The sequence below is a fragment of the Streptomyces qinglanensis genome (genome assembly GCF_900111245.1).
GTDB lineage: Bacteria > Actinomycetota > Actinomycetes > Streptomycetales > Streptomycetaceae > Streptomyces > Streptomyces qinglanensis.
Genome location: NZ_FOGO01000003.1, coordinates 139,069 through 152,211, shown reverse-complemented (window position 1 = coordinate 152,211; position 13,143 = coordinate 139,069). Strand labels below are relative to the sequence as shown.

The window sequence follows — 13,143 nt, the reverse complement described above, 5'->3', positions numbered from 1 at the left end:
AGAGGCGTGCAGCGCGCTCTCCGGGTCGCCGCAGGAGGCGCCCGCGGCGCTCCGCGGACGCGGCGAGCGGGACACGGGGCACTGGTGGACGGGGTGCGGTGTTAGGAATGAGTCATGAAGCTGCCTCTCCGCCGCCCCGGGAACCGGCCGGCGCGGCCCGCCACCCGCTCCGCGGACAAGGGCCGTTCGCTGCTCCGCCTGCGCAGCGCGGCCGGTCAGGTGTTCGTGCTGCAGGTCGTCCTGGTGCTGCTGCTGGTCGCGGCGGCAGTGGCGGCCCAGGTCGTACAGGCGCAGCGGGACGCCACGAGCCGGGCCCGTGAGAAGTCGGTCGCGGTGGCCCAGGCGTTCGCGCACGCCCCGGGGGTCGCGGAGGCGATGCGGGGCCCGCATCCGGCCAGGGAGCTCCAGCCGCGCACCGAGGCGGCCCGCAAGGACGCCGGTGTCGACTTCATCGTGCTCATGAGCCGGAAGGGGATCCGCTACACCCAGCCCAATCCGTCGCTGATCGGGAAGAAGTTCGTCGGCACGATCGAACCCTCGCTCCGCGGCCGCACCACGGTGGAGCGGGTCACCGGTCCCCGTACCGGCGGGGACACCAACGTCGTGCAAGCCGTCGTGCCCGTCCGGGACTCCGACGGCACCATCGTCGGCCTGTCGTCGGCGGGGCTGGCGGTACGCAACGTCGCGGGCATGACCGACCAGCAGTTGCCGATCATCCTCGGTGCGGGCGGCGTCGCCCTCGTGGCCGTCATCGGCGGGACGGCCCTGGTCTCCAGGAGGTTGCTGCGCCAGACGCACGGCCTCGGGCCGGCGGAGATGACGCGAATGTACGAGCACCACGACGCCGTTCTGCACGCGGTGCGGGAGGGCGTGCTCATCCTCGACGCGGACGGGCACCTCGTGCTGGCCAACGACGAGGCCCGCCGGCTGCTGGACCTGCCTCCCGGCACCGAGCGGCGGCACGTGGGCGAACTGGACCTGGCCGAGGGCATCGCACGGCTGCTGGTGTCGGGTGAGCCCGTCACCGACGAGGTGCTGCTGTCCGGGGACCGGTTGCTGGCGGTGAACATACGCCCCACCTCCCGGCACGGGGGAGCGCTCGGCAGTGTGGTGACGCTGCGTGACACCACGGAGCTGTCGGCTGTGTCGGGCCGTGCCCAGGTGGCGCGGGAGCGGCTGAAGCTGCTGTACGAGTCGGGCGTGCGGATCGGTACCACGCTGGACGTGGCCCGCACGGCGCGGGAGCTGGCCCAGGTGGCGGTGCCCGGGTTCGCCGACCTGGCAGCCGTCGACCTGCTGGACGAGGTGGTGCGCGGTCAGGAACCGGCCCCGCAGGCGCAGCGCCGGGTGCGCCGGGTGGCGGTCGGCGAACGGCCCGAGGGACTCCCGTTGTACGAGGTCGGGGAGGCGATCGTCTTTCGGCCGGGTTCGCCGCAGGCCCGCGCGCTCGATGCGGAGCAGGCGGTGCTGGAGGCGGATCTGCACCACGCGGAGGAGTGGCTGCGGCACGACCCGGAGCGTGCGCGGCGGACGCTGGAGTTCGGCGTGCACTCGCTGATCACCGTCCCGCTGCGGGCCAGGGGAGTGATTCTGGGCATCGCACATTTCTGGCGCAGCGGCGACTCGCCGGGCTTCGACGAGGACGATGTCTCCTTCTCCGAGGAGCTGGCGACCCGGGCGGCGGTGGCCATCGACAACGCGCGCCGCTACACCCGCGAGCACGCCATGGCCGTGACCCTGCAGCGCAGCCTGCTGCCGCGCGGGCTGCCCAAACAGGCGGCGCTGGAGGCGGCCTGGCGCTACGTGCCCGCGGAAGCGGGCGTGGGCGGCGACTGGTTCGACGTCATCCCTCTCTCCGGCACCCGGGTCGCACTGGTCGTCGGCGACGTGGTGGGGCACGGGCTGCACGCGGCCGCGACGATGGGGCGGCTGCGCACCGCCGTGCACAACTTCTCCACCCTCGACCTGCCTCCGGACGAGCTCCTCGCCCATCTGGACGAACTGGTGGCCCGCATCGACGACGAGGAGAGCGACGCGGACCCGAGCGGCCGGCAGTACGAGGGGGTGGCCGGAGCGACCTGCCTGTACGCCGTGTACGACCCGGTGACGGGCTCCTGCACCCTCGCCCGCGCCGGACACCACTGCCCCGCAGTGGTGTACCCGGACGGCACGGTCAGCTACGCGGACGTGCCCGCCTCCCCGCCGCTCGGTCTGGGCGGCCACCCCTTCGAGACCACGGAGCTGCACCTGCCCGAGGGCGCACAGCTCGTCCTGTACACCGACGGCCTGGTCGAGAGCCGGGACCGGGACATCGACACCGGTCTGGAGATCCTGCGCACCGTGCTGGAGGAGACCGCGGGCGCCGGCCCGGAAGAGACGACCCGCGCGGTCGCCGGTTCCGTCATGCCGGCCCACCCGTCCGACGACGTCGCCCTGCTGGTGGCCCGCATCCGCAGGCTCGCCCCGGACCAGGTCGCCAGGTGGCAGGTCGATCCCGACCCGGCGGCCGTCGCCCCGGTACGCGCCGAATGCGCGGCGCGGCTGCGGGAGTGGGGCCTGGAGGAGATCGGGCACACGACCGAGCTGATCCTCAGCGAACTGATCACCAACGCCATCCGGTACGGGAAGGAGCCGATCCAGGTCCGCCTCCTGCACGACGAGGAGAGTCTCATCTGCGAGGTCTCCGACGGCAGCGGAACCTCCCCGCACCTGCGCCGCGCCTCGACCACGGACGAGGGCGGCCGCGGTCTCTTCCTGGTCGCCCAGTTCGCCCAGCGCTGGGGCACCCGCTACATTCCCGGCGGCAAAGTCATCTGGACGGAGCAGCAGTTGCGCGGCGGCGGCTCCGCGCGCCTGGCCGAGCAACTGCCGGCCGATGCGCTGCTGGACCAGTTCGACGACGGGGGCTGGTGACGCGCCGGGGCGGTGCGGCCGCCGCACCGCCCTCACGCGGTGGCGCGCGCGAGCAGCCATGCGGCTTCGGCGTCCCGCTGCGGAACGACCGGCCGACTGCCCGACGGCGCACGGCCGACTGCCCGACGGCGCACGGCGCCCACCGGCCCGCAGGCCCGCACGGGGAGTGGGCGGGGTCCGGGCGCCGGAGCGGCTCGGGGCGTGCGGGGCCGCGCGGTCGTCGTCAGGCCGCGGCGGTGCCCGTCCCGGCCGCCGCGAGGGCGGCCTCCGTGTCGGCGGTCGCCAGGTCGGCGTTGATGCGGGCGCCCGCCAGCGCGCCCGCCGCGGCGGAGGCACCCACCTGGGCGGTCGGGTCGGCGGCGTTGCCCGCCACCCACACCCCCGGCACTCCGGTGGCCCCGGCCGCGTCCGCGGTGAACCGGTGGCCCAGCCCCTCGGGCAGGTCCTCCTGCGGCAGGTCCAGCCCGGCCAGACCCTCGGTGCGGGCCCGCATCGCGGTCGCGACCGCGAGCACGCGGCGGGCCACCACTCGGCCGTCCGCCAGCCGCACCCCGGCGATGCCGCCGTCGCTCTCCTGCACGACCTGCTCGACCGGGGTGTCGACGACGCGGATGCCACGCGCGTCGAACCGCGCGCGGGTGTCCGCGTCCAACGCGGTTCCGCGGGTGAAGTAGACCAGGTCCTCCGTCAACTGGCGGAAGAGCAGCGCGTGGTGGAGGGAGGCCGGGCCGGTGGCGAGGACGCCGACGGGCTCGTCACGCACCTCCCAGCCGTGGCAGTACGGGCAGTGCACCACGCTGCGCCCCCAGTGCTCCGCGAGCCCGGGGACGTCGGGCAGTACGTCCAGCAGCCCGGTGGCCACCAGCAGCCGACGCGCCGTCAGCGTGCGGCCGTCGCCCAGGGTGACGGTGAAGCGCGGGTCGCCCTCGGCGGACGGTTCGGCCGGTGCGGCGGAGACCACCTCGCCGGGGACGAGCACGCCACCGTAGCGGCGTACCTCTTCCCGGCCCCGCGCGTAGAGCTCGGCGGGCGGGATGCCGTCCAGGCCCAGCAGGCCGTGCACCCCCTCGGCGGGCGTGTTGCGGGGCGTGCCGCTGTCGACCACGACGACCGAGCGGCGGGAGCGGGCGAGCATCAGGGCGCCGTTCAGTCCCGCGGCGCCGCCGCCGATCACCACCGTGTCGACGGTCTCCCCCGAGAGCGGGCCGGTCTCGGCAGTCGTTCCAGGCATGGCGCCTGCCCTCCTTCAGATGCGGGGCCCGGCTGCTCCGGACCCTCTGCGCACGACGCTAACCAGACGTTGCATTCATGGCATAGGCTATTGCCTATGACGCAAGAAGAGGGCGAGCTGGACAGCCTGGTACGCAAACGCATCCGGGCGATGCGGGTGGCGCAGGGCTGGTCCCTGGAAGAACTGGCCACCCGCGCCCGGCTGAGCCAGTCCACGCTCAGCCGCATCGAGAACGGCCGTCGGCGCCTGGCCCTGGACACCCTCGTCACTCTCGCCCGGGCCCTGGACACCACCCTGGACCAGCTCGTGGAGACCGCCTCCGACGACGTCGTCACCAGCCCGATCGTCGACAGCGCGCACGGCATGCTGCAGTGGTCCCTCAAGAGCGACCCGGGCGTGACCGTCGTGCGCCAGCGCATGACCGATCCGCCGCCCGACAACCCCGCACGGATGCGCGCACACCCCGGCCGTGAATGGCTCGTCGTCCTCTCCGGGACCGCGGTCCTGCTGCTGGGCCACCGCCGTCTCCGGGTCGAGACCAATCAGGCCGCGGAGTTCCCCACGATGCTGCCGCACGCCATCGGTGCCGACGGTGGCCCCTGCGAGATCCTGGGGATCTTCGACCGGGACGCCCGCCGGGGCCATCAGCGGGACAGGGGCGAGCGCGACGCATAGCGCCCGCCGGGCGCAGCCGCTCCGCAGGCAGGCGGCGGCCTTGCGCGTCCGGCAGCCCGCGGGGCCATCGCCTTGCGTATCCGGAAAGAGATCGTGCCGTACTCGCATGGCCGCCCTAGCGTGGCCGTATGCCGCACACCCACTCGCCCGCGCCCCGCCCGGGCGCCTCCGGCGTTCATCAGCCCCAGGACCACGACCCGCTCGAGGACCACGACCCGTCCCATGAGCACGGACAAGCCGAGGACCAGGGCCAGGCCGAGCTTCTCGACCTGGACGCGGAGGTCCTCGCCGAACACCTCGCGACCATCACCGCATGGCTGCCCCTCGAAGCGCCTCCGCGCCGGATCGTGGACCTGGGCTGCGGGACGGGAGCCGGAGCCTTCGCGCTCCTCGACCGCTTTCCCGACGCCCACGTCACAGCCGTCGACTCCTCCTCCGAGCACCTCCGACGCCTCCGCGAGAAGGCGTGCGCGCAGGGCGTGGCGGACCGCGTGCATCCGGTGCGGGCCGACCTGGACGACGCCGACTGGCCCGATCTGGGCATGCCGGACCTGGTGTGGGCCTCCGCTTCGATGCACCACCTGGCACACCCCGAGCGCGCGCTGCGCCGGATCCACGACGTCCTGCCGCCCGGCGGCCTGTTCGCCGTGGTCGAACTGGCGGGTTCTCCCCGCTTCCTGCCGCCCGACGCGCCCGAGGACCGGCCCGGCCTGGAAGAGCGCTGCCACGCGGCACACGACCGCCACCACGCCGCGCGCATGCCCCACCGCGGCGCCGACTGGGGGCCGAAGCTGACCGCCGCCGGATTCGCCCTCGACGGGCAGCGCACCCTCCAGGTGGACATCGCGGGCTCCCGCGACGAGACCGTCGCCGCCTACGCGCTGAGCAGCCTGCGACGCCTGCGCGGCAGCCTCACCGACGCGCTCCCGGCCGAGGACCTCGCCGCACTCGACCGGCTGCTGGACACCGGCGGCCCGCACAGCATCGCGCGCCGCGACGACCTCGCGGTGCGCACCGTACGCACCGTCTGGGCGGCCCGGCGCGGCGACTGAACCGCCTCGTCGGCCGCCGGTCTCCGCCTGCCCCGGGGCCGACGTCTCCCCGCCTGCCGTCGGGTACCCCGGGGCGTCGCCCCCGCCCCGGTCGCGCGAGCGCTCAGCTCTCCGCGGCCGGGGCGGGGGCTGCCGGTGCTGCGGGCTCGGCCCTGATGGGCCGCATGTTCACGAGCACCGCGGCGAGCAGCGCGCCGAGCAGCATCACGCCCACCGCCACCCAGGTCGCGGTGGTGAAACCGTGCACCACGCCCTCCCGGACCACCGTCCGGCGCATCCGCGGATCGTGCAGGTGGTCGCGGACGTAGTGGCTGGTGACGCTGGTCGCCACGGTGTTGAGCAGCGCGGTGCCGATGGACCCGCCCACCTGTTGCGCGGTGTTGACGGTGGCCGAGGTGACCCCGGAGTCGTAGGCGGCCACGCCCTGCGTCGCCGTGGAGATGACCGGCATGAAGGTGCAGCCCAGCCCCAGGCCCAGGAGCAGTTCGGCGGGGAGCAGATGGCTCACGTACGAGGAGTCGGTGTCCAACTGGGTCAGCACGGCCATGCCCGCCGCCGCCAGCAGCATGCCCGGCGCCATGAGCAGCCGGGGCGGGATCAGCGGCAGCAACCGGGCCGAGATCTGGGTGGAGCCGAGGATGATCGCGCCGCTGATCGGCAGGTAGGCCAGCCCGGTGCGCAGCGGCGAGTAGCCGAGGATGCCCTGCATGTAGTAGGTCAGGAACAGGAACACCCCGAACATCCCCAAGGTGGCCATGCCCATGGTGAGGAAGCTGCCGGCACGGTTGCGGTCCCGGACGATGTGCAGCGGCAGCAGCGGGGTACGTGCCCGGCCCTGCCACAGTACGAAGGCGGCCAGCAGCAGCGCGCTGCCGCCCAGCAGCCCCAGCACCATCGCGCTGCCCCAGCCGCGGGGTTCGGCTTCGCTGACGCCGTAGACGAGTGCGAGCAGGCCCCCGCAGCCCAGCACCACACCGGGAAGATCGAGCCGTGCCTCCGCGTGTCCGGGACGGTCGTGCAGCAGCGTCAGCGCGCCCAGCACCGCGGCCCCGGCGAACAGGATGTTCACGTACAGGCACCAGCGCCAGTCCAGGTACTCGGTGAGGATTCCCCCCATCAGCAGGCCGATCGCAGCCCCGGCCCCGGCGATGGCGCCGTACACGCCGAACGCCCTGCTCCGCTCCCGGGGGTCGGTGAACGTCGTCGACAGCAGGGAGAGCGCGGAGGGGGCCAGCAGCGCGGCGAAGACGCCCTGCAGCGCGCGGGCGCCGAAGAGCATTCCGGAGCTGCCCGCGGCACCCCCGAGGCCGGACGCGACGGCGAAGCCGATCAGCCCGATGACGAAGGTGCGCTTGCGGCCCACCAGGTCGGCCACCCGCCCGCCGAGCAGGAGCAGCCCGCCGAAGGCGAGTGTGTAGGCCGTGATGACCCACTGGCGGTTGTTGTCCGACATGTGCAGCTCGCGCTGCGCGGAGGGCAGCGCGACGTTCACGATCGTCGCGTCGAGCACGACCATGAGCTGGGCGATCCCGATGACGATCAGGGCCCACCACCGGTGCGGGTCCACCGGGTCGGGTGCCTGGTCTCCACTCGGCTGCACCCGCGCATCGGACATAAGCCTCAGACAACCATTCAGAGGTGCATTCCGCATCCGCAGCAGCGGCCGGGCGGCGGTGCACGGCCTCCGGCGTGTCCCGTGCGGACGTACCGGGACGCGGTCTCACGCCCGGCCGGCGCCGGTGGCCGCAGCACCCCGGGCCCGCCGCTCCCGTTCCCGGGCGAGCCGGTCGCGGAGCGCGGCCAGCACGACATGGGCCGGCGGCAGGGTCAGCACCCCGGTCAGCAGCAGCGCGGCGGCGATCGGGGCGAGGATCCCGACGCAGTAGGCGGTGTAGGTGTTGTCCGTGCCCCATGCCAGGAAGAGGGCCGAAGCACCCGGGCGCAGCGGCCGGGCGGCGGCGTGCAGCAGGAGGTACGCGCCGACGGTGAGCGCTCCCAGGGGCAGCGCGGCGGCCAGGGTGCGCAGCCAGGCGGTGGCCCCGCCCCACACCAGCGACCAGGACCGGCGCAGCGAGCGCAGCGGGCCCAGGTGCTCCGCGGCCGCCGCCGCCGGAGCCAGGGCCCAGCCGAACCGGAGTACCAGCGTGATCGCCAGGCCCAGCAGGGGCGCGCCGTCGTGCAGCAGCGCGAACCGGGTGGGGTATTCCCACTTGGGGACGAGCGCCGTGTACTCCCTGAACAGGGTGGTGGTGAAGTACTCGGACACCAGGATTCCGGTCACCAGCGGTGCCCATACGCCCGCTGCGCGCAGCAGATACGACCCCAGCACCGCGCCGAACCGTCCGCGCTCCCGCCCGCCGGCCGGGTGCGCGGAGACGTCCGTGGCGGGGGAGCCGGCGCGTCCGCGGGCGCCTTCCGGGCGGTGGCCGTCCTCCCGGTCGGCCACCGCCCGAGAGGCGGCGGTCTGCACGGCCGCGCAGCCCAGGTGCAGCAGCAGCACCAGGAACGGCAGTCCGGCCAGGGTGATCAGCCACAGGTCCTGGACCAGGAGTCCGGACGGAGCGTAGGAGTCCTCCATGCGGCGGGCCGCGATCGCTCCCCGGCGCATCTCGGTGAACGCGGGCCAGGCGACCAGGAAGCCGAGGGCCGTGACCAGCAGGCCGCCCAGCGCTGCCAGTCCGGCCGCCCGCGCCGCCAGGCCGAACAAGCGGCGTCCGTCGCCGCGCAGGGCGACGGACGCCGTCCGCAGCACGCCGCATCGCGGCCCGTGCCCCGCGCCGTCCCCGTTCGCCTGCTCACGGCTCGCCGCCCATTTGCCGTCCGTCGTTCCGTTGTTCACGTCCACCGCCACTTCGCTGCTCTGTCCGCATCCGCTGCCCGAGGACCGGGATCAGCGCCTGGTGTGTTCGATGCGGGTGAGCGGCGAACGGTTCTCCGGGCGGGAGAGGAAAAGCGCTCCGCGCTCCGAGACTTGTGGTCCAGACCTATTGACGGATGGTCTGGACCGCTGAACTCTTGGGGAACCCCACACCAGGCGGAGGGAACACGCCATGCACGCAACATCCGAGCGAAGACGACGCCCCTGGTACCTGCTCGGTATCGGCGTCGTGCTCGCCTGTGTCGTCCAACTCCTCACCGCCGCGGCCCCGCACGCGGCCGAACGCCCGCACCCCGCAGCACCGGACGGCCGGGCCGCCGAGACCTGCCCGGTGCAGGGCAAGCCGTCCGGCAAGGTCCTCCAGGGCTACTGGGAGAACTGGGACGGCGCCGCCAACGGCGTCCATCCGCCCTTCGGCTGGACTCCCGTCACCGACTCCCGGATCCGCTCCCACGGCTACAACGTCCTCAACGCGGCCTTCCCCGTCATCCGTTCGGACGGCACGGTGCTGTGGGAGGACGGCATGGACTCCACCGTCAAGGTCGCGACCCCGGCCGAGATGTGCCAGGCCAAGGCCCAGGGGCAGACGCTGCTGATGTCCATCGGCGGCGCCACGGCGGGCATCGACCTCAGCTCGCGCGCCGTCGCCGACCGGTTCGTCGAGACCCTCGTGCCGATCCTGAGGAAGTACAACTTCGACGGCATCGACATCGACATCGAGACCGGCCTCACCGGCAGCGGGGACATCAACAGGCTCTCGACCTCGCAGGCCAACCTCGTCCACATCATCGACGGCGTCCTGGACCGGATGCCGCCGCAGTTCGGCCTGACGATGGCGCCCGAGACGGCGTATGTCACCGGCGGCAGCGTCGTCTACGGCTCGATCTGGGGCGCGTACCTGCCGATCGTCAAGAAGTACGCCGACAACGGCCGCCTGTGGTGGCTGAACATGCAGTACTACAACGGCAGCATGTACGGCTGCAGCGGAGACTCCTACTCCGCGGGCACCGTGCGGGGCTTCACCGCGCAGACCGACTGCCTCGACCAGGGTCTGGTGATCCAGGGCACCACGATCCGCGTGCCCTACGACAAGCAGGTCCCCGGCCTCCCCGCGCAGCCCGGCGCGGGTGGCGGCCACATGACGCCGTCCCAGGTCGCCCAGGCGTGGAACCACTACGACGGCCGGCTCAAGGGCCTGATGACCTGGTCCCTGAACTGGGACGGCTCGAAGAACTGGACCTTCGGCGACAACGTCAGGGCGCTCCAGGGCCGTTGACGGACCGACCGGCGCTCCGGCGGCCCGGGCGGACCGGGCCGCACCGGAGAGCAGTCCCGATCCCTGCCGGCCGTCTCTGCCGGCCGGCAGGGATCCGGTGGCCCCTAGCGGCTCTCCGGTTCCGCCTTCCACTCCTCGACGAGGAGCCCGAGCACCACCTCGTCCAGGAACTCGCCCAGCACCCAGGCCGACGAGCGCAGCACGCCCTCGCGGACGAAGCCGTTGCGCTCGGCGGAGCGCAGCATCGCGGTGTTGTCCGAGAGTGTCTCGACCTGCAGCCGCCGCAGGCTGCGCACGACGAAGCCGTAGTGGCACAGCGTCGCGACCACGTCGGTGCCGTAGCCCTTGCCGCGCGCGGACGGCAGCAGCCCCAGGCCGATGTGCGCGGACCGGTGGTGGGTGTCGATGTCCCACAGTGTCGCGGTGCCGATGAGGGTGCCGCCCTCCAGCTCCACCACGGAGAACTGGACCCAGCCCTGCGCGGTGTCGTCCACCACGAGCCGCGGGTCCTTGGTGCCGGGTGTGAGCGGCCGCCACGGTCCGCCCTCCGCCCGCACCGCGTTGACCACGTCGTCGTAGAGCTCGGTCCGCAGGACCGGTATGTCTTCCTCGTGCCGGGCCCTGAGCCCGATCGTTCGTCCTCTCAGCACAGGAGCTTCCTACCCGAGCGGACAGTGCGGCAGCAACCGAGAAGATCCGTACCCCTGCACAAGGTCCGGCCCGACCAGTGGCGGGCACTGGCCGGGCTGCGGGGCGGCACGGTTCCGGGGCGACAACCGGTCGGCCTGGTGTCGCTTCCGCTGTCCGGCCGACGCGGTTCCGCTCATCCGCGGGTCACTTCACCGAGCCCGCCATGACCCCCTGGACGAAGTGCCGCTGGAAGGCGAAGAAGACCGCCACCGGCACGACGAGGGACAGGAAGGCGCCGGGCGCCAGCACGCCGATGTTGCTGCCGAACTGCCGCATCTCCGACTGCAGGGCCACTGTCAGCGGCTGCGACTGGCTGTCGGCGAAGATCAGCGACACCAGCATGTCGTTCCACACCCACAGGAACTGGAAGATCGCGAGGGACGCGATCGCCGGGCGCCCCAGCGGGAGCACCAGCCGGACGAAGATCCGCCACTCGCTGCCGCCGTCCATCCGGGCGGCCTCCAGCATCTCGCGGGGGATCTCGGCGAAGTAGTTCCGCAGCAGGAAGACGGCGAACGGCAGCCCGTAGGCGACGTGGAAGAGGACCACGCCCGGGATCGTGCCGAAGAGCCCCACCGCGCCGAACATCTTGGCCACCGGCAGCAGGCCGACCTGGACGGGCACCACGAGCATGCCCACCACGACCAGGAAGATCGCGTCCCGGCCGGGGAACTCCAGCCAGGCGAAGGCGTATCCGGCCAGCGCCGCGACCACCACGACGGTGACCGTGGCGGGCACCGAGATCAGGACGGTGTTCCAGAAGGAGTCGACGATGCCCGAGTTCTCCAGCAGCGCGCTGTAGCCCTCGAAGGACAGGCTGCCGGGGTCGGTGAGCGCGTTCCACCAGCCGCTGGCCGCGTTGTCCTCGTCCGGCCGCAGAGAGCCGATGAAGAGCCCGAAGGCCGGGGTGAGCCACAGCAGTCCGACGACCACGAGGAGGAACTGCACCAGGCCGCGGCTCAGTTGCCGCAGCAGCCAGGCGACCGGCCGTGCCCGCTCGGGCCTGGTGGGAGCCGAGGTGGGGAGGGCGGTCATGAATTGCTCCTGCGGAAGCGTCGGATGTTGAGGATCATGGCGGGCACCACCAGGAGCAGCAGCAGGACGCCGAGCGCACTTCCCAGGCCCTGGTTGTTGCCGCCGCCGAAGGACACCAGCCACATCTGCAGCGCCAGGACGTTGGCGTCCTGCTGCACCGGACCGGGGGCGATGATGTAGACGAGGTCGAAGACCTTCATCACATTGATCACCTGGGTCACGAAGACCACTCCGAGCACGGGGGCCAGCAGTGGCACGGTGATCCTGCGGAAGATCTGCCACTCGTTCGCGCCGTCGATCTTGGCGGCCTCGATCACGTCCCGCGGCATGGCGGAGAGCCCGGCCCCGATCAGCACCAGCGCGAAGCCCGTCCAGATCCACAGATAGGCGCCGATGATCGCCGGGGTGATGAGAGTGGGACCGAGCCACTCCACGCCCCCGTAGGGCTCGGCGAAGTTCTTCGCGGGCAGCCGGACGGCGTAGTCGCCGGCCGACAGGCCCTCGAAGCGGTAGGAGCCGTCGGCCGCGGTGGTCGTCTCGGCCACGGCCTTCCCGTCCGCGTCGACGGCCTCCACCGCCAGTTGCGGCAGTCCCTTCTCCTTCGGGTCCACCTGTCCCGGCTTGCCACCGCCGCCGAGGGTGAAGTCCACCCAGACCACGCCGCGCAGCTCGGCGCCGCCGGCGGTGGCCTTCGAGGCGGCGCGCGCGGGCTCCGCGTCCTTGGGCAGGTCCTTGGGCGGGACGCCGACCAGGCCGAGGTTGACCGTGTTGCCGGGCGCCGCCTTGTCCTTGGTCGTGTACGCACCTCCCTTGCCCTTGGCCAGCACGGTGGCGTCCTTGGGGCGCGCGGTCGGGTAGCTGGCGCTCTCGTCGAAGGAGTCGTGCACACCGACGGCGACCGCGTTCAGCACACCCCGGTCGGGGTCCTGCTCGTAGACGACGCGGAAGATGATGCCCGCGGCGAGGAAGGAGATCGCCATCGGCATGAACAGCACCAGCTTGAACGCGGTGGCCCAGCGGATCTTCTCGGTCAGCACGGCGAGGATCAGACCGAGCCCGGTCAGCAGCAGCGGGGCGACGACGACCCAGACGGTGGTGTTGCGTATCGCCTTGAGCGTGGCCGGGTCACGGAACATCTCCGTGTAGTTCTCCGCGCCGACGAAGCGCGTGCCCGAGGCGTCGAAGAGGCTGCGCCCGACCGTGAAGAGGATCGGGTACGCGACGAGGGCCCCGAGCAGCAGCAGCGCGGGGAGCAGGAAGAGCAGGGCGATCAGGCGTCGGCGGCGCGCGGCCCGGCGGCGCGGGCTGTCCTTCGGTCCGCCGGCGGCCGGCCCCGGCCCGCCCGGCTGCGGTGCCGGGCGGTCGGGGGCCTGCACAGGAGTGGCTGGCATCC

Annotated in this window: 10 protein-coding genes; 4 read left to right on the top strand and 6 right to left on the bottom strand. The window is 72.9% G+C overall.

Annotated features, from left to right (window positions below):
- The first annotated feature begins 114 nt into the window (after positions 1-114).
- The gene (locus BMX65_RS07760) at positions 115-2,913 is read left to right on the top strand and encodes a SpoIIE family protein phosphatase (protein WP_177214212.1); all 2,799 of its coding nucleotides are present in this window, start codon (positions 115-117) and stop codon (positions 2,911-2,913) included.
- 223 nt (positions 2,914-3,136) lie between these two features.
- On the opposite strand, the gene BMX65_RS07755 is transcribed toward BMX65_RS07760, so the two are convergent.
- On the bottom strand, positions 3,137-4,144 hold the full coding sequence (locus tag BMX65_RS07755) for an NAD(P)/FAD-dependent oxidoreductase (RefSeq protein WP_074999418.1): 1,008 nt from the start codon (positions 4,142-4,144) through the stop codon (positions 3,137-3,139).
- Between the two features lie 96 nt (positions 4,145-4,240).
- Here BMX65_RS07755 and BMX65_RS07750 point away from each other — a divergent pair, with 96 nt between their 5' ends.
- A complete protein-coding gene (locus tag BMX65_RS07750) occupies positions 4,241-4,819 on the top strand; it encodes a helix-turn-helix domain-containing protein (protein ID WP_074999417.1) in 579 nt (192 codons plus the stop codon).
- A 128-nt stretch (positions 4,820-4,947) separates the two neighbouring features.
- A complete protein-coding gene (locus BMX65_RS07745) occupies positions 4,948-5,871 on the top strand; it encodes a class I SAM-dependent methyltransferase (RefSeq protein ID WP_074999416.1) in 924 nt (307 codons plus the stop codon).
- A gap of 103 nt (positions 5,872-5,974) precedes the next feature.
- Here BMX65_RS07745 and BMX65_RS07740 read toward each other — a convergent pair whose 3' ends face one another.
- Together BMX65_RS07740 and BMX65_RS07735 are read right to left on the bottom strand one after the other, a co-directional pair.
- Positions 5,975-7,486 carry an MFS transporter gene (locus BMX65_RS07740; RefSeq protein WP_074999415.1) on the bottom strand — a complete coding sequence of 504 codons (1,512 nt, stop codon included), beginning with the start codon at positions 7,484-7,486 and terminating at the stop codon, positions 5,975-5,977.
- Between the two features lie 105 nt (positions 7,487-7,591).
- The gene (locus tag BMX65_RS07735) at positions 7,592-8,710 is read right to left on the bottom strand and encodes a hypothetical protein (RefSeq protein ID WP_239501908.1); all 1,119 of its coding nucleotides are present in this window, start codon (positions 8,708-8,710) and stop codon (positions 7,592-7,594) included.
- Between the two features lie 211 nt (positions 8,711-8,921).
- Here BMX65_RS07735 and BMX65_RS07730 point away from each other — a divergent pair, with 211 nt between their 5' ends.
- Complete coding sequence (locus BMX65_RS07730; RefSeq protein WP_107437424.1) at positions 8,922-10,025, top strand: chitinase; 1,104 nt, start codon at positions 8,922-8,924, stop codon at positions 10,023-10,025.
- Between the two features lie 104 nt (positions 10,026-10,129).
- Here BMX65_RS07730 and BMX65_RS07725 read toward each other — a convergent pair whose 3' ends face one another.
- The 3 genes from BMX65_RS07725 to BMX65_RS07715 all read right to left on the bottom strand — a co-directional run bounded on the left by BMX65_RS07725 (position 10,130) and on the right by BMX65_RS07715 (position 13,141).
- A complete protein-coding gene (locus tag BMX65_RS07725) occupies positions 10,130-10,675 on the bottom strand; it encodes a GNAT family N-acetyltransferase (RefSeq protein WP_074999413.1) in 546 nt (181 codons plus the stop codon).
- A 184-nt stretch (positions 10,676-10,859) separates the two neighbouring features.
- The gene (locus tag BMX65_RS07720; protein ID WP_074999412.1) at positions 10,860-11,750 is read right to left on the bottom strand and encodes a carbohydrate ABC transporter permease; all 891 of its coding nucleotides are present in this window, start codon (positions 11,748-11,750) and stop codon (positions 10,860-10,862) included.
- Entirely contained in the window at positions 11,747-13,141 is a 1,395-nt protein-coding gene (locus BMX65_RS07715) for an ABC transporter permease (protein WP_074999411.1), read from the bottom strand. The genes BMX65_RS07720 and BMX65_RS07715 overlap by 4 nt, the downstream gene beginning before the upstream one ends.
- Positions 13,142-13,143 lie beyond the last annotated feature (2 nt).

Bases quoted from the DNA above. Each gene is read 5' to 3' on its own strand.
- BMX65_RS07730 (WP_107437424.1), top strand. From the start codon at position 8,922: ATGCACGCAACATCCGAGCGAAGACGACGCCCCTGGTACCTGCTCGGT.
- BMX65_RS07750 (WP_074999417.1), top strand. From the start codon at position 4,241: ATGACGCAAGAAGAGGGCGAGCTGGACAGCCTGGTACGCAAACGCATC.
- BMX65_RS07720 (WP_074999412.1), bottom strand. From the start codon at position 11,750: ATGACCGCCCTCCCCACCTCGGCTCCCACCAGGCCCGAGCGGGCACGG.
- BMX65_RS07715 (WP_074999411.1), bottom strand. From the start codon at position 13,141: ATGCCAGCCACTCCTGTGCAGGCCCCCGACCGCCCGGCACCGCAGCCG.
- BMX65_RS07760 (WP_177214212.1), top strand. From the start codon at position 115: ATGAAGCTGCCTCTCCGCCGCCCCGGGAACCGGCCGGCGCGGCCCGCC.
- BMX65_RS07745 (WP_074999416.1), top strand. From the start codon at position 4,948: ATGCCGCACACCCACTCGCCCGCGCCCCGCCCGGGCGCCTCCGGCGTT.
- BMX65_RS07755 (WP_074999418.1), bottom strand. From the start codon at position 4,144: ATGCCTGGAACGACTGCCGAGACCGGCCCGCTCTCGGGGGAGACCGTC.
- BMX65_RS07740 (WP_074999415.1), bottom strand. From the start codon at position 7,486: ATGTCCGATGCGCGGGTGCAGCCGAGTGGAGACCAGGCACCCGACCCG.